The following is a 25,375-nucleotide window of genomic DNA, read 5'->3' on the forward strand; positions in this document are numbered from 1 at the left end:
TGAATTGATCCCCATTGAGCCATGTTAGACTATGCCTCACTTTAGCCTTATACATCCATAACTACAGCGAGATTCTTTATGAAAGCAGGCATTATTGGCGCGATGGAGCAGGAAGTCACACTGCTGCGTGACAAAATTGAAAACCGTCAGACGCTGACGCTGGCCGGCTGCGAAATTTACACCGGTACGCTCAACGGCGTTGAGGTGGCTCTGCTGAAATCGGGCATCGGCAAAACCGCGGCGGCGCTGGGTACCACGCTGCTGCTGGAGCTGTGCAAACCAGATCTGGTGATCAACACCGGTTCCGCAGGCGGTCTGGCACCAACCCTGCAGGTGGGCGATATCGTGGTGTCCGATGAAGTGCGTTATCACGATGCCGATGTCACCGCTTTTGGCTATGAGCCTGGTCAGATGGCGGGCTGCCCGGCGGCGTTTGTCGCGGACAGCGCGCTGATTGCCGCCGCAGAGCAGGTGATCAAACAGCTGGATCTCAACGCGGTGCGCGGTCTGGTGGTCAGCGGTGACGCCTTTATTAATGGCGCCGCGCCGCTGGAGCGTATCCGCAGCACCTTCCCGCAGGCGATTGCGGTAGAGATGGAAGCCACGGCGATTGGTCACGTTTGCCATCAGTTTAAGGTGCCGTTCGTGGTGGTTCGCGCTATTTCTGACGTGGCCGATAAAGCGTCGCATCTGAGTTTCGAAGAGTTCCTCAGCGTGGCGGCTAAACAGTCGTCGCTGATGGTGGAAAACCTGCTGGCTCAGCTGGCGCGTGGCTAAATATCTGCTGCTCGGGCTGTGGCTGCTGTGCCGCAGTCTGCTGGCCGCACCGCGCGTCATTACCCTGTCGCCGCATCTCACCGAACTGGCGTTTGCCGCCGGCATCACGCCGGTGGCGGTGAGCGCGTGGTCAGACTATCCCGCCGCTGCTCGCCAGCTGGAGCAGGTGGCAAACTGGCAGGGCATTCGCGTTGAACGCATTGTGCAGCTCAGACCGGATGTGGTACTGGCCTGGCGCGGCGGCAATCCGCTGCGCCAGGTGGAGCAGCTGCAGCGTCTGGGCATCCATGTGGAATGGATCGATCCGCAATCACTCGACCAGATGATTGACGCGCTGGCGGCGCTGCAGCGCTGGAGCCCACAGCCCCAGCGGGCCACCGCGGCCGCGCAGGCGTTACACCAGCAGTTGCAGACACTGCGTCAGCGCTATCAGCAGCAAACGCCGGTGCCGCTGTTTCTGCAGTTTGGCCAGCAGCCGCTGTTTACCGCCGCGCGCAGCACGCTGCAGAATGAGGTCATCACCCTGTGCGGCGGTCGCAATATCTTTGCTGACAGCAGCGTAAGCTGGCCTCAGGTGAGCCGGGAGCAGGTGCTGATGCGGCACCCGCAGGCGATTGTCACTGGCGGTGATGCCAGCCGCGCCGCCAGCGTCGCGCGCTTCTGGCAGCCGCAGCTTAACGTGCCGGTGATTGCGCTTAACGATGACTGGCTGAGCCGGCCGGGTCCGCGCCTGCTGCTGGCAGCAAAACAATTGTGCGAAGCTTTACATCCGACGAAAAATAAAGCATTACCAGACTAAAGATTCGACGATTCATGTCGAAAATCAAATAACAAGGCACAGCGGCCACGTATGCTCTGTGCCCTTTTAGCGCGTAGCGCACTTTTGACATCACCAGGATTTCACCATGACCAGAGCGCTGCTGCTGGCCATAGGGCTGACCGTGGCTGCACCGATCGGTGCGGCAACCACCACGGGCTCTATCGCCGTCTCGCTAACGATTTTCTCCCGCTGCGATATCTCACGCCCGAGTGAGCAGACGCTGCCGTCTGTTGACTGCGGCCGGCATTTCAGCGCGCAGCCGCGCGTGACACAAAGCGTACTGAACCGCGATGCGATGCGCCGTGAAACGGCTCGCTTAGTGACAATTGAGTGGTAAATCATGGCTGCCAGAACGGCAGCCAGCCCAGCATCAGATGCTGAAAGAGGAGCCGCAGCCGCAGGTGGTTTTGGCGTTGGGATTGGTCACGATAAAGCGTGAACCTTCCAGACCTTCGGTGTAGTCAACCGATCCACCCACCAGATACTGCAGGCTCATCGGGTCAACTACCAGCGCCACACCCTGCTTCTCGATGGTCATGTCGCCGTCATTCATTTGATCGTCAAAAGTAAAACCATACTGGAAGCCACTACAGCCCCCGCCGGTGATATATACGCGCAGTTTCAGCGCCGGATTCTCTTCATCCGCAATCAGGTTTTTTACTTTTTTCGCTGCTGCATCGGTGAACTGCAGAGGCAGCGCGGCTACGTCGTCACTCATCTTTTACTCCGGGTAAACGTCCAGGTCATAAAACGAACTCAATTTCGCTATTATCTGCCAGCCGTCCAGTGCAATCAAGTAGCGCCCTTGACACTGTGTGCCGCCAGTTATGGCATAAAGTATAGCAATGTCGCAGGCGCAAGCGGCCGCGCGCCTTTCTTCACCGGCCGCTCTTCCGTAGAATGGCGCCAGATTTTTTCCAGAACAGCAGGAGCCGAACCATGAGTAAGTCAGAAAACCTGTATGCCGAAGCACAACGCCTGATCCCGGGCGGCGTGAACTCCCCGGTGCGTGCCTTTACCGGCGTGGGCGGCGTGCCGCTGTTCATCGAACGCGCCGACGGTGCCTATCTGTATGATGCCGATGGCAAAGCCTATATCGATTACGTCGGCTCCTGGGGACCGATGGTGCTGGGCCACAATAACGCCACCATTCGCAATGCGGTGATCGAAGCCGCCGCGCGCGGCCTGAGTTTTGGCGCGCCGACCGAGATGGAAGTGAAGATGGCCGAGCTGGTGTGCGAGCTGGTGCCAAGCATGGATATGGTGCGTATGGTTAACTCCGGCACTGAAGCCACCATGAGCGCCATCCGCCTGGCGCGCGGTTTCACCCAGCGTGACAAAATCATCAAATTTGAGGGCTGCTACCACGGCCATGCTGACTGCCTGCTGGTGAAAGCCGGTTCCGGTGCGCTGACCCTCGGCCAGCCCAACTCGCCGGGCGTGCCGGCGGATTTCGCCCGTCATACCCTGACCTGCACCTATAACGATCTCGACTCGGTGCGCGCGGCGTTTGAGCAGTATCCGCAAGAGATCGCCTGTATCATCGTCGAACCGGTGGCAGGCAACATGAACTGCATCCCGCCGCAGCCGGAATTTCTGCCGGGCCTGCGTGCGCTGTGCGATGAGTTTGGCGCGCTGCTGATTATCGACGAAGTGATGACCGGCTTCCGCGTGGCGCTGGGCGGTGCCCAGGCTTATTACGACGTTACGCCAGATCTGACCTGTCTCGGCAAGATCATCGGCGGCGGTATGCCGGTTGGTGCCTTTGGCGGCCGCCGCGAAGTGATGGCCGCGCTGGCTCCCACCGGCCCGGTGTATCAGGCGGGTACGCTGTCCGGCAACCCGATTGCCATGGCTGCCGGTTTTGCCTGCCTGTCGCAGATTGCGCAGCCTGGCACCCATGCGACCTTAACCGCACTCACCGACCAGCTGTGTGCTGGCCTGCTGGCGGCGGCGGAGGCGGAAAATATCCCGCTGGTGGTGAACCACGTCGGTGGCATGTTCGGTATTTTCTTCACCGACGCCGACAGCGTGACCTGCTACGCCGACGTGACGAAGTGCGATGTGGAGCGCTTTAAGCGTTTCTTCCATCTGATGCTGCAGGAAGGTGTTTACCTCGCGCCATCGGCCTATGAGGCCGGCTTTATGTCACTGGCGCACAGCCAGGAAGATATTCAGCGCACCGTCGATGCCGCCCGCCGCTGCTTCGCGCAGCTGTAAACCTGCCGGGGCGCCATTCATAGCGCCCCGCTTCACTAAGCGCGCCTTAGTAACCAGATAAAATACGGCGCGCCGAAGAAGGTCGCCATCAGGCCTGCCGGGATTTGATCCGGGAAGGCCAGCATGCGGCCGCACCAGTCGGCGAACACCAGCAGGCACCCACCGAGCAGGCCAGCCATCAGCAATTGCGGCAGCGCGCGACGGAAGCCGAGCATGCGCACAATATGTGGCGCCATCAGGCCAATAAAACTCAGCGGACCGATAGTGAGCGTCGCGGTGGCGGTCAGCGCAGCCGCCAGCAACAGCAGGCTGAAGCGCGATCGGTTTAGCGCCATGCCGGCTGAGCGCGCCGTGGCACTGCCGAGCGGCAGCAGCGTCAGCCAGCGGCTGGCCAGCGGTGCCAGCGCCACCAGTATCATGCCCACGCCAGCACTCTGCAGCGCCTGTGTCATTGAGATGTTGTACGTCGAACCGGAAATCCAGCTCAGCAGCCCGGCCATGCGCGGATCGCCGCTCGCCAGCAACACCATCAGTAACGTGACGAACGCACTGTTCAGCGCCATTCCGGCCAGCAGCATGCGTTCCGGTGCAAAACCGCCGCGGCTGGCCACCAGCATAATCACCAGCAGCGTCAGCGCGGCGCCCAGCACGCCGGCCGGCAGCAGCCAGGCGACCGCGTTGCCGGGCACAAAGAACAGCATAACCACTACCCCGCAGGCCGCCCCGGAGCTGATGCCCAGCACTTCCGGACTGGCCATCGGATTACCGGTCAGGCGCTGAATCAGCACCCCGGCGACGCCCAGCATCGTGCCGACTACCAGCGCCGCCAGCACGCGCGGCACGCGCCACGGCAGCAGCTGTTGCAGCATGTCGCCGCTGACCCACGTCCAGCCGTGTGCGTCGCGCCCAAACGAAATGCCCGCCAGACTGCACAGCGCCAGAATCATCACGCCCGCCAGGCACCAGCGCAGCACGGCCTGCCGCTCCTGCGGCACTGTGTCGCCGGCATTCATCGCCGGCGGCAGCGAGCCTGTGCGCAGACGCGGCAGCAGCCACAGCAGAATCGGCACGCCAATCAGCGCAGTAGCCGTCCCGGTTGACACTTCACGCCAGTGCGCGGTCAGCCACAGCACGCACTGATCGGCCAGCCACAGTAGCAGTGCGCCAATCAGCGGCGCCAGCAGCAAGCGGCTCAGCAGACGACGCGCCCCCAGCATCTTCGCCAGCAGCGGCGCGAACAGCCCAATAAAGCCGATGATGCCGGCGACGTTAACCAGCTGCGCACTGAGCAGAATCGCCAGCGCCAGCGCGGCAATGCGCGCTGCCGACAGCGCCAGACCGAGGTTTCTTGCCACGCCATCATCCAGCCCCATCAACGTCAGCGGACGCAACAGCGCCAGCGCCAGTGCGAACGCCAGCAGCAGGCGCGGCCACAGCAGCGCCACGTTGTGGCCGTCGAGCTGGTTCAGCGCGCCGGTGCTCCACAGAAACATGTTTTGCAGCTGATCGTGATTGAAGATGGCAAAGATTTGATTAACCGCGCCGGCATACAGGCTCAGTACCAGACCGGCCAGGATCAGCGTCACCGGCGACAGACGCTTGCCCCAGGCGATGCCAAACACCAGCACGCCGACCAGCACCGCCCCGCCCATCGCGGCAAACTGCTGCGTCAGCTCCCCGCCCGGCAGTTGCCACAGGGTGGCGACGGTCAGGCCAAGCTGCGCGCCGGAAGAGACGCCCAGCGTGGTCGGCTCCGCCAGCGGATTGCGCAGCACCTGCTGGAACAGCAGGCCCGCGAGGCCAAGTCCGGCCCCGACCAGCAGCGCCAGCGCCAGCCGCGACAGCAGGCTGTAGTGGAACACCACCTGACGGATGTTATCGATATCCGGCGCGAACATCGCCTGCTGCCACTGCGCCAGCGGCAGCGCCTGGCGCAGGTTGATAAACGTGAGCGCCAGCGCCAGTAAACTGAGCACGCTGAGCAGCGCGACGGGAAACAGACGGTTGCGCATCAGTGCGACTCCAGCGCGCGTTCCAGCACGCGAATAAATTTGATGGCTGAGTAAGTGGCGCCGTAGTACCACACCGCCGGTACCCGCCGGAAACGGCCGGAATGGACAAACGGCAGCGCCTGCCACAGTGCGCTTTGTGTCACCTGCTGCATATCGCGTTCGTTATCGTGATCGAAGCAGATCACCTCAACGTCACCGACCTCCGCCAGCCGCTCCAGCCCGACCACCGCACTGCCCCAGAAGTTGGTTTCGCCCTGCCAGGCATTGCGCAGGCCAAGCTGCTCCATCACTTCGAGGAACAGGCTGCCTTTACCGAAGGTAATGGCGTGACGCGGATCCATCAGCGACATCAGCAGCAGCGGACGCTGCGCCCACGGACGTAACCGCTCACGCGCGGCCGCCACTTCACCATCCACCCAGTGCAAATGGGCCTGAGCCTGCGCTTCAAGGCCAAGCCGGGCACCCAGCGCATGCAGCGATGTGCGCGCGGTGGTGAACGGTTTGCCATCGCCGCTGTTGAGGTCAAAGCCCATCGTCGGCGCAATGCGCTCCAGCTTGTCGACCGCCGGGCCGTAACCGTTGGAGTGCAGGATCAGCGACGGTGCCAGCTGGGTCATCAGTTCCAGATTGGGTTCGGTGCGTAAGCCGAGATCGAGGGTGCCGGCCGGCAACACCGGGTCACCCACCCAGATGGCGTAGTTGTGCAGATCGGCTACGCCGAGCGGGGCGACGCCGAGCGCCATCAGCAACTCCACTGGCAGCCACTCCAGCGCCAGGATGCGCTGGTTGTCCGGCGGCGCGGCGCGCAGCGGTGCAAGGTTCATCAGCGGTGAGAGCGCCAGCACGGTCAGCAGACGGCGACGGGAAATGTCGAACATCACGAGGCCTCAGTAGACAAAGCTGACGGGCGCGCCGCCCTGCGGATGCGGCAGAATGCCCATCGGAATGCCATAAATATCACCCAGCACCCCGGCCTGCATAATCGCTTCCGGTCCGCCTTGCGCGATCACTTCGCCCGCGCGCAGCGCCACCAGCTGGTCACAGTAGCGAGCCGCCATGTTGAGATCGTGCAGTACCGCTATCACCGTCAGGCCGCGTTCGTGGCTGAGGCGCTGAATCAGCGCCAGCACATCCACCTGATGGGCGATATCCAGCGCCGAGGTGGGTTCATCCAGCAGCAGACAGCGGCTGTTCTGCGCCACCAGCATTGCCAGCCACGCACGCTGCCGCTCGCCGCCGGACAGGCTGTCCACCAGCCGCCCGGCGAAGGGTTTCAGTCCAACCAGCGCAATCGCCTCGTCAACCCGATCGCGATCTTCCTGGCCGTAGCGCCCCAGCGCACCGTGCCACGGATAGCGCCCAATCGCCACCAGCTCGCGCACCGTCATGCCCTCCGCCGCGGGCAACTGCTGCGGCAGATAGGCCACCTGTCGTGCAAAAGCTTTACTGCTCCAGGTATCAACCGCCTCGCCGTTGAGCATCACGCGCCCTTCGCTGGCGGCGTGGTGACGGCCGAGCATCTTCAGCAGCGTGGATTTACCGGAACCGTTATGCCCGATCAGCGCGGTGACTTTGCCCGGGGCGAAAGTCAGCGACAGCGGATGCAGCAGCGTGCGGCCGGGCACACGGAAGCTGACGTTTTCCAGTGAAAAGGTGGTTTCTGCGTGGTGCGGATGCTGCATGATAATCCCTGGTTAACGGGCGCCGCAGCGCCCTGTGTTCAGTATCAGAAGCGGAAGGTGGCGGTACCGACGATCTGGCGCTCTGCGCCCCAGTAGCAGGCGTAGTCGCGGTAGCAGCTGGCAACGTATTCGCGATCGAACAGGTTGTTGATGTTGACGCCGACGGTTGAGCCCGGCAAGCCGAAGCGGCCCAGATCGTATTTCAGTGCGGCATCTACAGTGGTGTAGGCGGCGACGTCAAAGTTCTGGTTGGCATTTGCGCCGCTGGCGTACAGGCCTTTGCTTTCACCCACGTAGCGCACTCCGGCGCCCACGGTGAAGCCCGACAGTGCGGTTTCGTGGAAGGTGTAATCGCCCCACAGCGAAGCCATGTGCTTCGGCACCTGCACCGGCGTACGGCCTTTCAGCAAGGTGTCTTCGGTGTACTCCGCATCGGTATAAGAGTAAGCCGCCGTCAGGTTGATGTTGGCGTTAAGCGCCGCTTTGGCTTCCAGCTCGACGCCGCGTGAGCGAATTTCACCGCTTTGCACGCTGGCAAATTGATGGCTTGCATCGGGATCGGCCGTCAGGTTCTTCGTTTTGGTCAGCTGATAGACCGCCGCCGTCATGACAATCGGACGATCTTTGGGAACGTATTTTACGCCCGCTTCATATTGTTTAGCGCGTGACGGATCAAACGCTTCGCCGCCCCATGTTGCGCCAGCATTAGGAATAAACGCTTCGCTGTAACTGAAATAAGGTGCAATGCCATTATCGAACACATAGTTAACACCTCCACGCCAGGTAAAGGCCTGATCGTTCTGGCGATCTACGCTCTGCGCTACGCGGTCGGTAACGGAATTCATCGCGTAGTCGTAGCGGCCACCGAGCGTCAGCACCCAGCGGTTCCACTCCATTTGATCCTGCGCGTACAGACCGGTCTGGCGTTGCTGGTTCAAACGCTGATAAGGATCGTCATAAGGGGTGTAGCTGTCGTTGCCATATTGCGGATTGAATGGACTCAGGCCGGTGGCGGTGCCGAACTGACCATCAATATCGTTACGGGTGCGCTGAAAATCGACGCCCAGCAGTAACGTATGGGCTAAATCACCGGTTGCGAATTTAGCCTGCGCTTGCGTATCCACGGCAAACTGGTTGAGTTTTTCTTTTGAGAATGCGGCATTGCGGGTAATCAGTTGATTCTCAGGGTCATAACCGAAGCCATAAATACTGCGATAATCGGTCTGCATTTCGGCATAGCGCAGATTCTGGCGCACCGTCCAGGTGTCGTTAAAGCTGTGCTCAAAGTTGTAGCCAACCATTTTGGTGTTGCGCGAGATCTTATTGCTGTCTTCGCCTTCATCGAAATTGGTGGGCAGCTTATAGCTGCTGCCGTCCGGCCGGGTGATGCCCACCACGGTGCCTTCGCGCGGCAGCCAGCCGTAATAGCCGGTTTCCGGTTCGTTCTGGAAGTAGGTCAGCAGGTCAAAGCGGGTATTGGCATCGGGACGCCAGCTGAACGAAGGCGCAAGGGTATAGCGCTTCTCTTTGTTCATCTCCTGTTGCGCATCGGCGCTGCGCGCCAGGCCGGTCAGGCGATAGCTGTAAACACCGTCATCATCCAGTGAGCCGCCAAAATCGAAGCCGGTGGAGAACAGGTTGTCGGTGCCCATCTGGAACTGGACTTCACGCAGCGTCTCCTGGGTCGGCCGCTTGCTCACCAGTGACACCACACCGCCCGGGTTGCTCTTACCGTACAGCACCGACACCGGGCCGCGCAGCAGCTCCGCGCGCTCAAGGAAGTAAGGATCGATAGCGAATTCGGAGTAGTTGTCACCCTGTAGCTTCAGGCCATCCAGATACTGGTTGGTGTTGGTTTCGCTGAAGCCGCGAATCGACAGCGCGTCGATAACGTCCGAGCTGCCGCGGTTACCGGTCAGCACGCCTGGCGTGTAATTGAACGCACCTTTGACGCTGGTCACCGCATGCATTGACATCTCTTCCTGCGTCACCACCGACACCGACTGCGGATTCTTCTCGATTGGCGTATCGGTTTTGGTGCCGGTCGCGCTGTGTTTAGCGGCGATGGTCGGCGATGGTCCCCATGCGCTCTCCTGCGCGACGCCGCTGCCGCCATCAGCCGTCACTACCACGGTATCTTCGGCCAGCGCCTGCATGCTGAGTGTGCCCAGAGTCAGGGAAATCAATAACGCGAGCGGTCGACGGGTGGTCACCGCGCGCAGAGAACAAGGAAAAGTGTTTCGCGCATTCATAGTGGGATCTCATGAAAATAGAACAATGCAGGCGAATGGAAACGAGAATGATTATTAGACGCACGGATTTTAGGCGAAACCCGGCAAGCACCGCAAGATGTAATGCCTGCTGGCGGTGAGTTTGCCAGCGGATCGCACATATCCATGATCGCGGCTAAAAAAATGGCGGGCAAAGAAAAAGGCGCCGCAGCGCCAGAGGGAGTTAAATTCAGCTTTTATGCAAGACTCAGGCTGGAGCGCCGCCATGTATCTGGCACCGCCACGTGGTGGTAAAACGCCGGCACTGCACAGGCTCTGAAGGTATAAAGCCGGTGCAGTGCCGGATGGCTTATTTACTGCCAAACATATCTTTAATCCAGCCCGCGACGCCGTCAGAGTCCTTCTGCTCGCCCTGCGGCTGCTGCTGTTGCTGTTGTTGCTGTTGTTGCTGTTGTTGCTGTTCTTGCTGTTGCTGTTGCTGAATCTGCTGCTGTTGCTGCTGGCACAGCGCGTTCGGATCCAGCGCCCACACCGGCAGCGAACGCCAGGTGCTGCTGCCGCTGCCGCAGACAAAGTTACCGGCCGAATCGATATTCATCTGAGTGATATCTTCCGGTGGCGTCAGGACCAGTGGCATCGGCGCCTGATTGTCGAGGTAGCGACGATAGATCTGCATCGCACCACTGGCACCGTACAGCTTCGAGGTCTGGTTGTTGTCGCGGCCAACCCAGGTGATCGCCACTTCTTTGCCATCAATACCGGCAAACCAGCTGTCGATCAGGTCATTGGTGGTACCGGTTTTCGCCGCCAGATGCGCACCCGGGAAGCGTGCGCCCAGCGCCCGCGCCGTACCGTGATCGGCCACCTGCTGCATGGTATACAGCGTCAGATACGCCGCCTGCGCCGGCTCAACGCGCTGCGCCTGCGGGAAGCTCTGATACAGCACCGTGCCATCTTCCGCGATCACCGAGCGCACCGCCGACAGCGCAGCGCGGTTACCGCCGCTGGCAATTGACTGGAACGCCTGCGCCACTTCAATCGGCGTCAGATTAAGCGCCCCCAGCAGCATGGCCGGTACCGGATGCAGCTGATCTTTTGGCACGCCCAGTTTAGTCCAGGTATCCACTACCGCATCGAGTCCCAGCGTCATACCGAGGTTAACGGTTGGCACGTTCATCGAGTTAGTCAGTGCATCCACCAGCATCACTTTACCGCTGAAGCGACGATCGTCGTTCATCGGCTTCCACACCGAACCGTTTGGCTGTTTCAGCGCGATCGGCTCGTCAGCGATCCAGCTGTTCAGGCGATAGCTGTTTGGCTGGCTGAGGGCGGTCAGATAGGTCGCCGGTTTTGCCAGTGAACCAATCGAGCGACGCGCCTGCAGCGCGCGGTTATAGCCGGCAAACTGCGGATCGGCACCGCCGACCATGGCGCGCACTTCACCACTGAAGCGGTCGACCACCACCATCGCGGTTTCCAGATCTTTCAGCCCGCGCTGTTTCTTCAGCGTGGGAATGCCATCTTCAACCGCTTTTTCCGCGGCATCCTGCGAAATCGGATCGAGCGTGGTGAAGATCTTCACGCCGGACAGATCTTTGACTTTATCGCCCAGCTTCGCCTGCAGCTCATTACGCACCATCTGCATAAACGCCGGCTGCGGCGTGATCACCCCACCTTTCGGCTGAACGCCAAGCGGCCGTGCCGACAGCATGTCGTATAGCTCCTGGTCGATCACTTTCTGCTGTTGCAGCAGACGCAGCACCAGGTTACGACGCTCCAGCGCCAGCTGCGGATTGCGCCACGGATTGTACAGTGACGCACCTTTAACCATGCCGACCAGCATCGCCTGCTGATCAAGGCTCAGTTCGTCCACCGGGCGGCCAAAGTAGTACAGGCTGGCCAGCGGGAAACCGCGGATTTGGTCGTTGCCCGCCTGGCCGAGATACACCTCGTTCAGGTAGAGCTCAAGAATGCGATCTTTGCTGTAGCGCGCATCCATGATCACCGCCATATAGGCTTCACGCGCTTTACGCCACAGCGAGCGTTCGTTGGTGAGGAACAGGTTTTTCACCAGCTGCTGCGTCAGCGTACTGCCGCCCTGCACCGCTTTACCGGCGGTGATATTGGCGAGGAAGGCGCGACCAATCGAGTACGGGCTGATGCCGTCATGCTCATAGAAGTGGCGGTCTTCGGTGGCGATCAGCGTATCGACCAGCAGATCCGGGAACCCGGCGCGCGGTACAAACAGACGCTGCTCGCCGTTTGGCGACTGCAACATGGTGATCAGCCGCGGATCGAGGCGGAAGAAGCCAAAGTCGCGTCCGGTATCGAGGTTTTTAATCTCGCTCAGCTCGTTGTTGCTGAAGGTGAGACGCGCGTTAATCTGGCCCTCTTTGCTGTCCGGAAAATCAAACGGACGGCGCAGCAGGTCGATGGTGTTGCCTTTCACGCTGAACTCACCCGGACGGGTAATGCGCGACACTTCGCGATACTGCGTGCCTTCCAGCAGCGCAATCATCTCTTTCTTGTCGTAAGCCATGCCCGGTTCGAGGCTGACCATGCGCCCGTACACGGCCGCTGGCAGCTGCCACACTTTACCGTCAATGCGGCTGCGGATTTCCGAATCGAGATAGACGCCCCAGGCGGCCATCACCACGACAAACACCAGGAAGAGTTTAATCAACCAGCCTAACCAGCGGCGTTTGCCACGCGCGGGTCGTTTTCCTTTACCTTTGGGTGGCACCGGCGCACTCTCCTCATCATCTTCGTCAAAATCGTCCTGATCGATATCATCTTCAGGCTCCCTGCGGCGACCCCGGCGCGCAACGTTACGCGGCGGCTTTGGCGCTTTTCCTTTGCGCCCAATAGGTTCGCGATCGTTCCCAGACATGCTTTGTTTTCTCCAGGCATAGCTACGGCAGCGCCGCTACTCTAACTGCTTTCTCGTGCCGCGCATGGCAGAACCCTCTGAATTCGATCCACTGCGGGCTACGAGGAATATTTTTTGGTGCGCCTCGTCGGCAAGGCGCTGGCCGGATCGTCCGGCCACGGATGTTTGGGATAGCGCCCTTTCATCTCTTTCTGCACTTCAGGATACGCACCGCGCCAGAACGCCGCGAGGTCACGGGTGATCTGCAGCGGACGGTGCGCCGGCGAAAGCAGCTCCAGCACCAGCGGAACGCGCCCATCGGCAACCGCCGGGTTCTGCGCCTCGCCAAACATCTCCTGCATACGTACCGCCAGCGCGGGGGGCTTTTCCGCGTCGTAGCGAATCGGCAGGCGACTTCCGGTCGGCACAGTGTAATGAGTTGGCAGCACAGTATCCAGCCGCTGCCGCTGTGACCATGTCAGCAAATGTAATAAAGCGCTGACAAGATTAACGCTCTGCAGCCCTTTCAAATCGCGTACTGCGCCCATCTCCGGCAGCAGCCAGTGCTCCAGCGAGGCCAGCAGCGTGTCATCATCCAGCGTCGGCCACGCCTCTTCCGGCAGCCACTGCGCGGCGCACTGCAGGCGCAGACGCAGCTGCTCTGCCTCTGGCGTCCAGCCGAGCACCGCCAGCCCTTTTTCGCGGATCCAGCGCAGCATCGCCGGATGCAGGATCTCCGGCTCGGGCCGCGCCTGCGGCTGGGCCCGCAGGATCAGCGCGCCAATCGCTTCCCGCCTCCACGCGCGCAGCGTGCCTTTGTCTTCATCCCAGTCCACATCGGTACGCTGCTCCACCAGCTGCGGGCACTGCTGGTGTAACGCATCCATCTCTACCGGCAGCGCCAGCAGCATGCGCGCATCAGCGCTGCTGGCCCCCTGCAGCAGGCTCGGGGCAATCAGCCACTCATAGCGGCTCAGGCCGTCGTGCTCATCCAGCATCGCGCCGATACCATTGGCGAGCTGATAGCGCGCGCTGTCACCGCGACGCTGCGCCAGCCGGTCAGCAAATCCGGCGGCCAGCAGCGCCGGGAAGCGATCGGCGTCAACGTGACCTTCGCGCGCGTTCAGCCGCTGCTGCCAGTGGCGCGCGCGCCGCAGCCACTGCGGCTGTGGCTGGTTGAGCGCATCACGCAGATCGACACTGCCGCTGCGCGGCGGATCCTCCAGAATCGCCACCAGCAGCGCCGCGCTGGCGATGGCGTGCACATCATCGCCGGCGGCGCACAGCATCGCCGTGAGACGCGGATCGCTGCCGAGCTGCGCCATTTTACGACCGCGCGCGCTGAGCCGTCCTTCGCTATCCAGCGCGCCGAGCCGCTGCAGCTGTTGACGTGCCGCCTGCAGGCTGCGCGCCGGTGGACTATCCAGCCATTGCAGCTGAGCCGCGTCCTGACAGCCCCACTGCAGTAAATCCAGCTGCAGCGAGGCCAGATCGCTGGTGAGTATCTCCGGCTCACTCTGCGCCGCCGCACGCAGCGCCTGCTCCTGCGGCAGCAGATGCAGACAGATCCCCGGCGCCAGGCGACCGGCGCGGCCAGCGCGCTGCGTCATCGATGCCTGGCTGATGCGCTGGGTCAGCAAACGCGTCACGCCGCTGCGCACGTCAAACTGCGCCGCGCGCTCCAGCGCGCTGTCAACCACCAGGCGGATGCCTTCAATCGTCAGGCTGGTCTCGGCGATATTGGTGGCGAGCACCACTTTACGCCGGCCCGGCGCGGCCGGCAGGATGGCCCGCCGCTGCGCCTCCAGCGACAGCGCACCATATAAAGGAGATAAATCCACCTCATCACTGACGCGCGACACCAGTTCACGCTTCACCCGTTCAATCTCCGCCACGCCGGGCAGAAACAGCAGCAGCGAACCGGGCTCATCCCGCAGCAACTGTGCCACCTCGCGCGCCACTGCCTCTTCAAACCGCTGCTGCGGATTGAGCGAAGCGTAACGTCTAATCACCGGAAAGCTGCGCCCCTGTGACGCAATAAACGGCGCGTCGGGCAATAGCGTGCGTAGCTGCTGATTATCCAGCGTTGCCGACATCAGCAGAATTTTCAGGTCGTCGCGCAATCCCTGCTGCACATCAAGCAGCAGCGCCAGCGCCAGGTCAGCCTGCAGGCTGCGCTCATGGAATTCGTCGAGGATCACCAGCGATACGCCCTCCAGCAGCGGATCGCGCTGCAGCATGCGCGTCAGAATGCCTTCGGTGACCACCAGCAGACGCGTCGCTGCGCTGCTGCAGTTTTCCCCGCGCAGCCGATAGCCTACCGTCCCGCCCGGCTGTTCGCCCAGCTGTTCCGCCAGCCGCTGTGCCACGTTGCGTGCCGCCAGCCGGCGCGGCTCCAGCATGATGATTTGCCCCGGCAGCTGCGCCTGTTGCAGCAGCTGTAGCGGCAGCCAGGTGGATTTCCCGGCGCCGGTCGGGGCCGCCAGCAGCACCTGTGGCGACTGCGCCAGCGCGGCCAGCAATGCAGGCAGTACCTCGCTTACCGGTAACTCACTCACACTCAACTCCCACTCTGCCTGTGCTAAGATGGCGCGCATTGTACACCACCCGGCGCCAATTACCGGAGTTCAGCATGGCCACGCAACGACTGTTTTTTGCCCTCGAATTGCCTGATGCCCTCCAGCAACAGCTGGTGCAATGGCGGGCCGATTGCTTCGCCGCAGACGCGGGTAAACCGGTGGCGGCGGCGAATCTGCACCTGACGCTGGCGTTTCTTGGTGAGGTCAGCACGGAAACAGCGGGCCAGCTGCAGCAGCTGGCGGCACGCATCCGCCAGCCGGGCTTTACGCTGGATCTCGATGACGCCGGTCACTGGCCGCGTCCCGGCGTGGTGTGGCTTGGCTGCCAGCGCGCGCCGCGCGGTTTACTGCAGCTGGCCAACCTGCTGCGCGCCCAGGCCGCGCGCCATGGCTGTGCGCAGAGTACGCAGCCGTTCCATCCCCAAATCACCCTGCTGCGCCACGCTGCGCAGGCCGTGGCGCTGCCGCCGCGCGGTTTTCACTGGCGCATTGAGGTGAATCATTTCGCGCTGTTTGCGTCCAGTTTCACGCAGGGACGCACGCGCTATCGCCGGCTGGCGCGCTGGCCACTGTTATCTGCCGCAGGAGCATAAATGCAGTTCGATCCGCCGTTACAATCAGCCCGCTTAATCACCCGCTATAAACGTTTTTTAGCCGATGTCATGACGCCGGAAGGTGACACCTTTACTCTGCACTGCGCTAATACCGGCGCGATGACCGGCTGCGCCACGCCAGGCGACACGGTGTGGTACTCCACTTCGGCCAGCGCGACGCGCAAATATCCGCACAGCTGGGAAATAACGCAAACCGCGCAGGGCCACTGGATTTGCGTCAACACCCTGCGCGCCAACCAACTGGTGCGCGAGGCGCTGCTGCGCGACGCAATTCCGGAATTATCCGCTTATAGCCACTGCCAGGCTGAGGTGAAATACGGCACGGAAAAAAGCCGAATTGACTTCCTGTTGCAAGCGGAGGGCAAAGCCAACTGCTATATTGAAGTCAAGTCCGTCACCCTTTTACAAAATGGTAAAGGCTATTTTCCGGATGCGGTGACGGCTCGTGGACAGAAACATCTGCGCGAATTAAGCACTATCGCGGCAGAAGGCCACCGGGCCGTTTTGTTGTTTGCTGTTCTGCACACGGGGATTGAGGACGTTTCCCCGGCGCACCATATCGATGCGCAATACGCAGAACTACTGGTACAGGCGCAGCGCTGCGGTGTGGAAGTGTTGGCGTATCAGGCTCAGATTTCACCGGCAGAAATGTTACTTACCCGGCCGTTAACGGTAACGATTAACGCACAGTTGTAATATTTAACGTTATTTGCTGTGATAAGAATGTTCTGAGCGGTGCGCTAAATACGCTGTTCCTCACAGGCTTGTCAAGGTGCGTTCATGAATAATTGCCAACCTTGATTGCTTCTGCTATTTATAGCGGCCTGTTTTTTTCCCTGATGGGAATCGATATGCCCCGCATGCGTCGGGTTGCAGGCAAAGGCTTTCGCAATCTGAAACAGAACGGGTAGTGCGTGTTATCCAGGAGAAACAACATGCAAGAAGGGCAAAACCGTAAAACATCGTCCCTGAGTATCCTCGCCATCGCTGGGGTGGAGCCGTATCAGGAGAAACCGGGCGAAGAGTATATGAATGACGCCCAGCTGAGCCATTTCCGCAAGATTCTGGAAGCCTGGCGCAACCAACTCAGGGATGAAGTAGACCGTACTGTGTCGCATATGCAGGACGAAGCTGCCAACTTCCCGGATCCGGTTGACCGTGCCGCCCAGGAAGAGGAGTTCAGCCTGGAGCTGCGTAACCGCGATCGTGAGCGCAAACTCATTAAAAAGATTGAGAAAACGCTCAAGAAAGTGGAAGACGACGACTTTGGCTACTGCGAATCCTGTGGGGTCGAAATTGGTATCCGCCGTCTCGAAGCGCGTCCGACCGCCGATCTCTGCATTGACTGCAAAACGCTGGCAGAAATCCGCGAGAAGCAGATGGCAGGCTAATGGCCGTTAACAGACTGTCGCCGCACAGCCGGGAAAACCACTGTTTTCCCGCCGTGCGGTGTACCACAGCATGATGTCCGCCACGCTTCCCTGCATCGGGCGTTTCGCCCCCTCTCCTTCCGGTGATCTTCATTTCGGTTCGCTGATAGCCGCATTAGGCAGCTACCTGAGCGCGCGCGCGCAGCAGGGCCGCTGGCTGGTGCGCATTGAAGATATCGATCCGCCGCGTGAAGTCGCCGGTGCCGCAACGCGCATCCTGCGTCAGCTGACGCATTATGGGCTGCACTGGGACGGCGACGTGCTGTGGCAGTCGCAGCGCCACGAGGCCTATCGCGCGGCGCTGAGCTGGCTGCGCGAACATCGTCAAAGCTACTTCTGTACCTGCCCGCGCAGCCGCATTCAGCAGCTGGGCGGCTTTTACGACGGTCACTGCCGCGATTTACATCTGCCGCCGGACGGCGCCGCGCTGCGGCTGCGTCAGCATGCGCCGGTGTACGGTTTTGACGATCGCCTGCGCGGCCATCTGCAGGCGGAGCCGCGTCTGGCGCAGGAAGACTTTATTATTCACCGTCGTGACGGCCTGTTCGCCTATAACCTTGCGGTGGTGGTCGATGACCATTTTCAGGGCGTGACGGAGATAGTGCGCGGTGCGGATTTGATTGAGCCAACGGTGCGCCAGATTGCGCTGTATCAGCAGTTTGGCTGGCCGGTGCCGGCTTATCTGCATCTGCCGCTGGCAATTAACCCGGACGGTAATAAATTGTCGAAGCAAAACCACGCGCCGGCTTTGCCGGACGGCGATCCGCGACCGGTGCTGGTGCAGGCGCTGAGCTTCCTGGGGCAGTCGGTTTTGCCTGGCTGGCAGGACCATGGGCTGGGGGCGCTGCTGGACCATGCCGTTACACACTGGGATAGCGCATTGATTCCGCGGCATGATGCGCAACAACCGGATGAGGCGACAACGCCATTCCTAAATGGTTCGCAACAGGCTATGATTAGCCGCTGATTTTATTCACACCCATTTTCTCACTGTCGAGGTGTCCCATTTTTACCCGAGTCGCTAATTTTTGCCGGAGAGTCCTCAAGCGTGATGAGGAGGCCCCTGAAGAGGTGGAAACCGTAAGTCTGATGACCGTTATCCCCCGGGAAAGCCACAATATCTCACGCAAAGATATCAGCGAAAACGCTCTCAAAGTGCTGTATCGCCTGAATAAAGCCGGATACGAGGCTTATCTGGTTGGCGGCGGCGTGCGCGATTTGCTGCTGGGTAAAAAGCCGAAGGACTTTGACGTGACCACCAACGCCACGCCGGAGCAGATGCGTAAGCTATTCCGCAACTGCCGCCTGGTCGGGCGTCGCTTCCGTCTGGCGCATGTGATGTTCGGTCCGGAAGTGATCGAAGTCGCCACGTTCCGCGGCCACCATCAGGAAGAGAGCGTCGACGATCGCAACGGTTCGCAGCGCGGTCAGAACGGCATGCTGCTGCGCGACAACATTTTTGGCAACATTGAAGATGATGCGCAGCGCCGCGATTTAACCATCAACAGCCTCTATTACAGCGTGGCTGATTTCACCGTGCGCGATTACGTCGGTGGCCTGCAGGATCTGCAGGAAGGCATCATCCGCATGATTGGCGATCCGGAAACGCGCTACCGCGAAGATCCGGTGCGTATGCTGCGCGTGGTGCGCTTCGCCGCCAAGCTGGACATGAGCATTGCGGCGGAAACCGCCGAGCCGATTCCCCGCCTCGCCACGCTGCTGAATGACATTCCGCCGGCGCGCCTGTTTGAAGAGTCGCTGAAGCTGCTGCAGGCCGGTTACGGTTATCGCACCTATCTGATGATGCGTGAATACCAGCTGTTCCAGCCGCTGTTCCCGACGCTGGCGCGCAACTTCACCGAACAGGGCGACAGCCCGATGGAGCGCATGCTGGCCCAGGTGCTGAAAAACACCGATACCCGCCTGCACAACGATATGCGCGTGAATCCGGCGTTCCTGTTTGCGGCGATGTTCTGGTATCCGCAGCTGGAGTCAGCCGAGCAGATTGCGCAGGAGAGCGGCCTGACCTATTTCGACGCCTTTGCGCTGTCCATGAACGAAACGCTGGATGAAGCCTGCCGTGCGCTGGCGATTCCGAAACGTATCACCACGCTGATTCGCGATATCTGGCAGCTGCAGCTGCGCATGTCGCGCCGTCACGGTAAGCGCGCATGGAAGCTGATGGAGCATCCTAAATTCCGTGCCGCCTACGACCTGCTGGCGCTGCGCGCAGAAGTCGAGAACAACGCCGAGCTGCTGCGCCTCAGCCAGTGGTGGGGCGAGTTCCAGTCGGCGGTGCCGACACAGCAGAAGACCATGCTCAACACTTTGGGTGACGATCCGGCCCCGCGCCGTAAACCACGCCGTCCGCGCCGTCGTCCAGCTGGCCCGCGCCGCGACAGCAACCACAGCGCGTCATGACGCGGGTCTATCTCGCCTTAGGCAGTAATCTCGCCGATCCGCTGCATCAGGTTGATGCAGCGCTGGCCGCGCTGGATGCCATTCCCGATACCCACCGCGTAGCCACCTCCGCGTTTTATCGCACGCCACCGTACGGCCCGCCGGATCAGCCGGATTACCTCAACGCCGTGGTGGCACTGGAGACCACACTGGCCGCGGAAACGCTGCTCGATCACACCCAGCGCATTGAGCTGGAGCATGGCCGGGTGCGCAAAGCTGAACGCTGGGGACCGCGCACGCTGGACCTCGATATCATGCTGTTCGGCAATGCAGTGATCCACACGCCGCGCCTGACGGTGCCGCACTACGATATGCACAACCGCGCCTTCATGCTGGTGCCACTGCTGGAAATCGCGCCGACGCTGCGCCTGCCGAACGGCCAGCCGCTGGCCGGCATTCTGGCGACGCTGGACCGCAGCAGCATCCGCTTGTGGTCCGCCTGACGCGGCAGAATCGCACGCCCGTCGTATCGCCTTTGCAATCAATCCAGTACACTGCGCGCATCAGAAAATGCTGGAGATTGCGATGAAACCCACCACCCTCTCTCATTTACGCCAGCTGAAAGCCAGCGGCCGCAAGTTCGCCACGCTGACCGCCTACGATTTCAGCTTCGCGCGCCTGTTTGCCGACCAGGGCATTCCGCTGCTGCTGATTGGCGATTCGCTCGGCATGACCGTGCAGGGCCATGATTCAACGCTGCCGGTGACGGTCGACGATATTGCTTATCACACAGCCGCGGTGCGGCGCGGTGCGCCCAACGCGCTGGTGATGGCCGACCTGCCGTTTATGAGTTACGCCACGCCGCAGCAAACCTTTGACAGTGCCGCGCAGCTGATGCGCGCCGGTGCCAACCTGGTAAAACTGGAAGGCGGCGCCTGGCTGGCAGAGACCGTGCGCATGCTGACCGAGCGCGCCGTGCCGGTATGTGGTCATCTGGGATTGACGCCGCAGTCGGTTAACATCTTCGGTGGCTACAAGGTGCAGGGGCGCGATGAAGCGGCAGCCGAGCGCCTGCTGGCGGATGCGCTGGCGCTGGAAGCGGCCGGCATGCAGCTGCTGGTGCTGGAGTGCGTGCCGGTCGCGCTGGCTGAGCGCGTCACAAAAGCGTTATCGGTACCGGTGATCGGCATCGGTGCCGGTAACGTCACCGACGGCCAGATTCTGGTGATGCACGACGCGTTTGGTATTACCGGCGGCCACATTCCAAAATTTGCCAAAAATTTCCTTGCGGAAACCGGCGACATTCGTGCGGCAATTCGCCAGTATATGGCCGACGTTGAGGCAGGCACCTACCCTGCTGCCGAACACAGTTTCCAGTAAATCAGGAGATTTGCAGTGCTGATCATTGAAACGCTGCCGCTGCTGCGCCGTGAGATTCGACGCTGGCGCCAGGCAGGTAAACGCATCGCGCTGGTGCCCACTATGGGCAACCTGCATGAGGGGCATCTGACGCTGGTGGATGAAGCACGCCAGCGCGCAGATATCGTGGTGGTATCGATCTTCGTTAACCCGATGCAGTTTGATCGCGCCGACGACCTGGCGCGCTATCCGCGCACGCTGCAGGACGATTGTGAAAAACTCAATCGCCACAGCGTCGACCTGGTCTTTGCCCCGGCGCCGGCCGATGTCTATCCGCAGGGTCTCGACAGCCAGACGTTTGTTGAAGTCCCGGGCCTCTCCTCGCTGCTGGAGGGCGCCAGCCGTCCCGGTCATTTCCGCGGCGTGGCCACCATCGTCAGCAAGCTGTTTAATCTGGTGCAGCCGGATATCGCCTGTTTTGGCGAGAAGGATTTTCAGCAGCTGGCGATCATCCGCAAGATGGTGGCGGACATGGGCTTTGACATTGACATCGTTGGCGTGCCGACGGTGCGCGCCAAAGACGGTCTCGCGCTCAGCTCACGTAACGGCTATCTTACTGCCGATGAACGCAAGCTGGCGCCGGTGCTCAGCCAGGTGATGAACAGCATGGCGCAGCGCCTCAGCAACGGCGAGCGGCACGTGGATGAGATTATTGAACACGCCGAACAGACGCTGCGCGATCAGGGCCTGCGCCCCGACGGCCTGGCCATCTGCGATGCCGATACGCTGCAGCCGCTGACGGTCGACAGCCAGCGCGCAGTGATTTTGATGGCCGCCTGGCTCGGCAATGCGCGTTTAATTGATAATCAGCAAGTGGATCTGACGGTTTAACGCCGTCGTTTATGGGCAGCATGTACCCGCTACACACTACGCGGTAGAAACCGGCCGCGCACGGGTATAACAAAGGTATCACGCTATGATTCGTACCGTATTACAAGGCAAACTGCACCGCGTAAAAGTGACGCAGGCGGATTTGCATTATGAAGGCTCCTGCGCCATCGATCAGGATTTTCTTGATGCCTCCGGCATTCTGCAATACGAAGCCATCGACATCTATAACGTCACCAACGGCCAGCGCTTCTCTACCTATGCCATTGCCGCCGAGCGTGGCTCGAAAATCATTTCGGTCAACGGCGCAGCCGCGCGCTGTGCCTGTCAGGGCGATCTGCTGATCATCTGTTCTTATGTGCAGGTGGAAGATGAAGTGGCGCGCAGCTGGCAGCCGAAAGTGGCCTATTTCGACGGCGATAACGAAATGAAGCGTATCGCTAAAGCGCTACCGGTGCAGGTGGCCTGATCATCCCGCGCGCTGTACTGACAGCGCGCCTTTTCCTTATAAGCCCGCCAGCTGCGGCTGCCCTTTGCGCTTCAGCGTAAACAACCAGTCAAACCATCCTTTTGCCCGCAGTACGCACAGCGCCGTTGGCAACGCCAGCGCGACGCTGAACGCCAGCACAAAATGCAGGTCAGCCAGCCACGCAGAGTGGCCGTCATGGCGCAGCAATTTACTGCACACCTGAATCGCCAGATAGTGCGACAGATAAAACACAATCGAATGGCGGCCAACGTAGTTAACCGCCCGCAGATTGATACGGCAGGCCAGTGCAACGAACAGCGGGATTGAGGGCAGCGCCAGCGGCAGCAGCCACGGCGAATGCTGACGCAGCCCGCCCCACAGGCTGAACGCCGCGAGCAGCATAAAGGCGATCAGCGACAGCAGCAGCGGCATACGACGCTGCGCGAACGCGGCAATATTAACATCCTTTCGCACCAGCCAGTCGGCGCTGTAGAAGAAGGCAAACAGCACCAGCGACTTGTTCAGATGCAGGTTATCGAAACTGGCAAACAGCGAGTCAGGCGGCACCGGCGGCAGCAGCACCGCACCAGTAACGCACAGTGTCAGTACCAGCGCCGCAGGCAGGCGGCGTGCCGGGATAATCAGCACAAAAAACAGAAACAGCGAGTGCAGAAACCAGGTGATATCGCCGCCGCTCAGATGGCCGAGCGCGATGGCCAGCGGCGACTGTGGGTGATTGGCCATCGCGCTGAAGGTCCACTTCAGCCCGCCGTAGATCAGCGCCCAGACGGCAAACGGATAGAGAATGCTGCTGACTTTGTTTCGCAGATAGCGCGCCTGCCCGTGGCGTAAACCGCTGGCGACGAACAGTCCGGAGACAAAGCACATCAGCCCCATACGCACCGGCGCCAGCAGCTGATTCACCAGCTCGTTAAAGGCAGTGAAGTGCCCGGCCTGCTGGTTCACTGCAATCATGCAGTGCAAAAAAATCACGGCCAGAATGCTCATGCCGCGTAAATTATCAATCCATGATACCCGATTCACTCTTCGCTTCCCCGCTGCTTTTTTGGTCAGCGGCCACTATGGGGAAAGCCACGGGCTGAAAGCACAAGACGCGTCTGGAACTGCGTAAAGCAGGTAAAAAAAGCCGCCGCCGGACGACGCCGGCAGCGGCTTCTTATTCTGACCTGCGCCTCAGGTGCGCAAGCCGCGTCCGCGCTGAATCAGCGCATATACCAGCACGTAAAACACCACGATAAACGCCACCAGCACTGACAGCGTCAACACCAGCGGAACATCGTTGATGCCAAGGAAGCCATAGCGGAACCCGCTGATCATGTACACCACCGGATTGAGCTTCGACACCGCCTGCCAGAACGGCGGCAGCAGCGCCAGCGAGTAGAATACGCCACCGAGGTAAGTTAACGGCGTCAGCACGAAGGTCGGGATCAGGCTGATATCGTCAAAGGTGCGCGCAAACACCGCATTCAGCAGGCCCGCCAGCGAAAACAGAATCGCCGTCAGCAGCAGCGTGATCGCCACCATCGGCCACGAGAATACGTGGAACGGCACGAAAAACAGCGACACCGCCGTCACCAGCACGCCCACGCACACGCCGCGCGCTACGCCGCCGCCGACATAACCGGCGATAATGATGTGCGTCGGCACCGGCGCCACCAGCAGCTCTTCAATGTTGCGCTGGAACTTGGCGCTGAAGAATGACGAGGCGACGTTGGCGTAAGCGTTGGTGATCACCGCCATCATAATCAGGCCCGGCACGATAAACTGCATGTAGCTGAAGCCGTGCATATCGCCGATGCGTGAGCCGATCAGATTGCCAAAGATAATGAAGTACAGCGTCATGGTGATCACCGGCGGCACCAGCGTCTGAATCCAGATGCGGGCAAAACGGTTGATCTCTTTGCTCCAGATACTCTTGAGCGCCACCCAGTACAGATGCGTCATGCGGTTACTCCTGTTTTTCCCTGCGTCAGGCTGACGAACAGCTCTTCCAGACGATTCGCTTTATTGCGCATGCTGAGCACCTGCACGCCCTGCGCGCTCAGCTGGCTGAATACGCTATTCAGCCCCTGTTCACGCATCACTTCCACTTCCAGCGTTGAGGTATCAACCAGACGATACTGGAAGCCCTCCAGCTGCGGCAGCGGGCTGCGCGGCGCCAGGTCGAGGATAAAGGTTTCCGACTGCAGCTTGGACAGCAGCCCTTTCATTGAGGTGTTCTCCACCAGCTCGCCGCTCTGGATGATGCCGATGTTACGGCACAGCATTTCCGCCTCTTCCAGATAGTGGGTGGTCAGGATGATGGTGGTGCCTTTGGCGTTCAGCTCTTTCAGGAACACCCACATTGAGCGGCGCAGTTCGATATCCACGCCAGCCGTCGGCTCATCAAGAATCAGCAGTTTCGGTTCATGCATCAGCGCCCGGGCTATCATCAGCCGGCGCTTCATGCCGCCGGACAACATGCGCGCCCGTTCGTTACGCTTGCCCCACAGGTCGAGCTGATTGAGGTATTTTTCCGCGCGCTTGTTCGCTTCGGCGCGTTCCACGCCGTAATAACCGGCCTGGTTAACCACAATCTGCATTACGGTTTCAAACGGGTTAAAGTTGAATTCCTGTGGCACCAGCCCAAGCTGCCGCTTGGCGTTGACCACATCTTTCTGCAGGTCGTAGCCAAACACGCGCACGCTGCCGCTGGATTTGTTCACCAGCGAGCTGATAATGCCAATGGTGGTGGACTTACCGGCACCGTTAGGGCCCAGTAAGGCATAAAAGTCGCCTGCTTCCACGTTGAGATCGAGGCCTTTCAGCGCCTGTACGCCGCCGGGATAGGTCTTGGTCAGCCCGGAAAGTTCCAGTGCATAAGTCATTGCGAGTCCGTACCCTGTTGTAGTGACATCATAGCCATATGAAATGATAGTGCGCTCGCGTCGAGCGTGCGGGGTTATTCAGCGATAACGGTTGTGAAATCAAAGGAATTGCGCAGAGTGATAACCCACCACACTCT

Annotated in this window: 23 protein-coding genes; 13 read left to right on the forward strand and 10 right to left on the reverse strand. The window is 60.7% G+C overall.

Annotated elements, in window-relative coordinates; genetic code table 11:
• Positions 1-78: 78 nt before the first annotated feature.
• From mtnN to AC6I8P_RS14950, 3 genes are all read left to right on the forward strand, one after another.
• Positions 79-777, forward strand: coding sequence for a 5'-methylthioadenosine/S-adenosylhomocysteine nucleosidase (gene mtnN, locus AC6I8P_RS14940; protein ID WP_021507498.1), 699 nt, complete (start codon positions 79-81; stop codon positions 775-777).
• The gene (gene btuF, locus AC6I8P_RS14945; RefSeq protein ID WP_498030699.1) at positions 770-1,576 is read left to right on the forward strand and encodes a vitamin B12 ABC transporter substrate-binding protein BtuF; all 807 of its coding nucleotides are present in this window, start codon (positions 770-772) and stop codon (positions 1,574-1,576) included. Before mtnN ends, btuF begins: the two co-directional genes overlap by 8 nt.
• 106 nt (positions 1,577-1,682) lie before the next feature.
• Entirely contained in the window at positions 1,683-1,934 is a 252-nt protein-coding gene (locus AC6I8P_RS14950) for a hypothetical protein (protein WP_498030700.1), read from the forward strand.
• 33 nt (positions 1,935-1,967) lie between these two features.
• Here the strand turns inward: AC6I8P_RS14950 and erpA are convergent, their stop codons facing one another.
• Entirely contained in the window at positions 1,968-2,315 is a 348-nt protein-coding gene (gene erpA, locus AC6I8P_RS14955; RefSeq protein ID WP_021507501.1) for an iron-sulfur cluster insertion protein ErpA, read from the reverse strand.
• Positions 2,316-2,536: 221 nt separating this feature from the next.
• On the opposite strand from erpA, the gene hemL reads away from it, so the two are divergent.
• Complete coding sequence (gene hemL / locus AC6I8P_RS14960) at positions 2,537-3,817, forward strand: glutamate-1-semialdehyde 2,1-aminomutase (protein WP_021507502.1); 1,281 nt, start codon at positions 2,537-2,539, stop codon at positions 3,815-3,817.
• 35 nt (positions 3,818-3,852) lie between these two features.
• Here the strand turns inward: hemL and fhuB are convergent, their stop codons facing one another.
• From fhuB to hrpB, 6 genes are all read right to left on the reverse strand, one after another.
• Complete coding sequence (fhuB, locus tag AC6I8P_RS14965; protein WP_498030701.1) at positions 3,853-5,829, reverse strand: Fe(3+)-hydroxamate ABC transporter permease FhuB; 1,977 nt, start codon at positions 5,827-5,829, stop codon at positions 3,853-3,855.
• Positions 5,829-6,707 (reverse strand): Fe(3+)-hydroxamate ABC transporter substrate-binding protein FhuD, encoded by an 879-nt coding sequence (fhuD, locus tag AC6I8P_RS14970; RefSeq protein ID WP_498030702.1) that lies wholly within the window; start codon positions 6,705-6,707, stop codon positions 5,829-5,831. The genes fhuB and fhuD overlap by 1 nt, the downstream gene beginning before the upstream one ends.
• 9 nt (positions 6,708-6,716) lie before the next feature.
• Positions 6,717-7,511 carry a Fe3+-hydroxamate ABC transporter ATP-binding protein FhuC gene (fhuC, locus tag AC6I8P_RS14975; RefSeq protein WP_021507505.1) on the reverse strand — a complete coding sequence of 265 codons (795 nt, stop codon included), beginning with the start codon at positions 7,509-7,511 and terminating at the stop codon, positions 6,717-6,719.
• Positions 7,512-7,555: 44 nt separating this feature from the next.
• Positions 7,556-9,763 (reverse strand): ferrichrome porin FhuA, encoded by a 2,208-nt coding sequence (gene fhuA, locus AC6I8P_RS14980; RefSeq protein WP_159377292.1) that lies wholly within the window; start codon positions 9,761-9,763, stop codon positions 7,556-7,558.
• Positions 9,764-10,091: 328 nt separating this feature from the next.
• Positions 10,092-12,632: a bifunctional glycosyl transferase/transpeptidase gene (gene mrcB / locus AC6I8P_RS14985; protein ID WP_159377293.1), complete on the reverse strand. Its 2,541-nt coding sequence runs from the start codon at positions 12,630-12,632 to the stop codon at positions 10,092-10,094.
• Positions 12,633-12,730: 98 nt separating this feature from the next.
• Positions 12,731-15,208, reverse strand: a complete 2,478-nt coding sequence (gene hrpB, locus AC6I8P_RS14990) for an ATP-dependent helicase HrpB (RefSeq protein WP_159377294.1) — start codon at positions 15,206-15,208, stop codon at positions 12,731-12,733.
• A 35-nt stretch (positions 15,209-15,243) separates the two neighbouring features.
• Here hrpB and thpR point away from each other — a divergent pair, with 35 nt between their 5' ends.
• From thpR to panD, 9 genes are all read left to right on the forward strand, one after another.
• Positions 15,244-15,783, forward strand: a complete 540-nt coding sequence (gene thpR, locus AC6I8P_RS14995) for an RNA 2',3'-cyclic phosphodiesterase (protein ID WP_498030703.1) — start codon at positions 15,244-15,246, stop codon at positions 15,781-15,783.
• The gene (sfsA, locus tag AC6I8P_RS15000) at positions 15,784-16,500 is read left to right on the forward strand and encodes a DNA/RNA nuclease SfsA (protein WP_159377296.1); all 717 of its coding nucleotides are present in this window, start codon (positions 15,784-15,786) and stop codon (positions 16,498-16,500) included.
• Positions 16,501-16,739: 239 nt separating this feature from the next.
• Complete coding sequence (gene dksA / locus AC6I8P_RS15005; protein ID WP_021507512.1) at positions 16,740-17,195, forward strand: RNA polymerase-binding protein DksA; 456 nt, start codon at positions 16,740-16,742, stop codon at positions 17,193-17,195.
• A 70-nt stretch (positions 17,196-17,265) separates the two neighbouring features.
• Entirely contained in the window at positions 17,266-18,201 is a 936-nt protein-coding gene (gene gluQRS, locus AC6I8P_RS15010) for a tRNA glutamyl-Q(34) synthetase GluQRS (protein ID WP_371815467.1), read from the forward strand.
• A 38-nt stretch (positions 18,202-18,239) separates the two neighbouring features.
• The gene (gene pcnB / locus AC6I8P_RS15015) at positions 18,240-19,655 is read left to right on the forward strand and encodes a polynucleotide adenylyltransferase PcnB (RefSeq protein ID WP_206099480.1); all 1,416 of its coding nucleotides are present in this window, start codon (positions 18,240-18,242) and stop codon (positions 19,653-19,655) included.
• The gene (gene folK / locus AC6I8P_RS15020) at positions 19,652-20,137 is read left to right on the forward strand and encodes a 2-amino-4-hydroxy-6-hydroxymethyldihydropteridine diphosphokinase (RefSeq protein WP_058780459.1); all 486 of its coding nucleotides are present in this window, start codon (positions 19,652-19,654) and stop codon (positions 20,135-20,137) included. Before pcnB ends, folK begins: the two co-directional genes overlap by 4 nt.
• 82 nt (positions 20,138-20,219) lie before the next feature.
• Entirely contained in the window at positions 20,220-21,014 is a 795-nt protein-coding gene (gene panB, locus AC6I8P_RS15025) for a 3-methyl-2-oxobutanoate hydroxymethyltransferase (RefSeq protein ID WP_088516660.1), read from the forward strand.
• 15 nt (positions 21,015-21,029) lie between these two features.
• Positions 21,030-21,884, forward strand: a complete 855-nt coding sequence (gene panC / locus AC6I8P_RS15030; protein ID WP_021507517.1) for a pantoate--beta-alanine ligase — start codon at positions 21,030-21,032, stop codon at positions 21,882-21,884.
• Between the two features lie 85 nt (positions 21,885-21,969).
• Positions 21,970-22,350 carry an aspartate 1-decarboxylase gene (gene panD, locus AC6I8P_RS15035; RefSeq protein WP_021507518.1) on the forward strand — a complete coding sequence of 127 codons (381 nt, stop codon included), beginning with the start codon at positions 21,970-21,972 and terminating at the stop codon, positions 22,348-22,350.
• Positions 22,351-22,386: 36 nt separating this feature from the next.
• On the opposite strand, the gene AC6I8P_RS15040 is transcribed toward panD, so the two are convergent.
• The 3 genes from AC6I8P_RS15040 to AC6I8P_RS15050 form a co-directional block, all read right to left on the reverse strand.
• Positions 22,387-23,394 carry an acyltransferase family protein gene (locus AC6I8P_RS15040; protein WP_498030704.1) on the reverse strand — a complete coding sequence of 336 codons (1,008 nt, stop codon included), beginning with the start codon at positions 23,392-23,394 and terminating at the stop codon, positions 22,387-22,389.
• 150 nt (positions 23,395-23,544) lie between these two features.
• Positions 23,545-24,315: an ABC transporter permease gene (locus AC6I8P_RS15045; protein ID WP_021507520.1), complete on the reverse strand. Its 771-nt coding sequence runs from the start codon at positions 24,313-24,315 to the stop codon at positions 23,545-23,547.
• A complete protein-coding gene (locus AC6I8P_RS15050) occupies positions 24,312-25,238 on the reverse strand; it encodes an ABC transporter ATP-binding protein (protein WP_021507521.1) in 927 nt (308 codons plus the stop codon). Before AC6I8P_RS15050 ends, AC6I8P_RS15045 begins: the two co-directional genes overlap by 4 nt.
• Positions 25,239-25,375: the final 137 nt, after the last annotated feature.

It is taken from the genome of gamma proteobacterium symbiont of Lampromicra miyakona, from assembly GCF_059730895.1.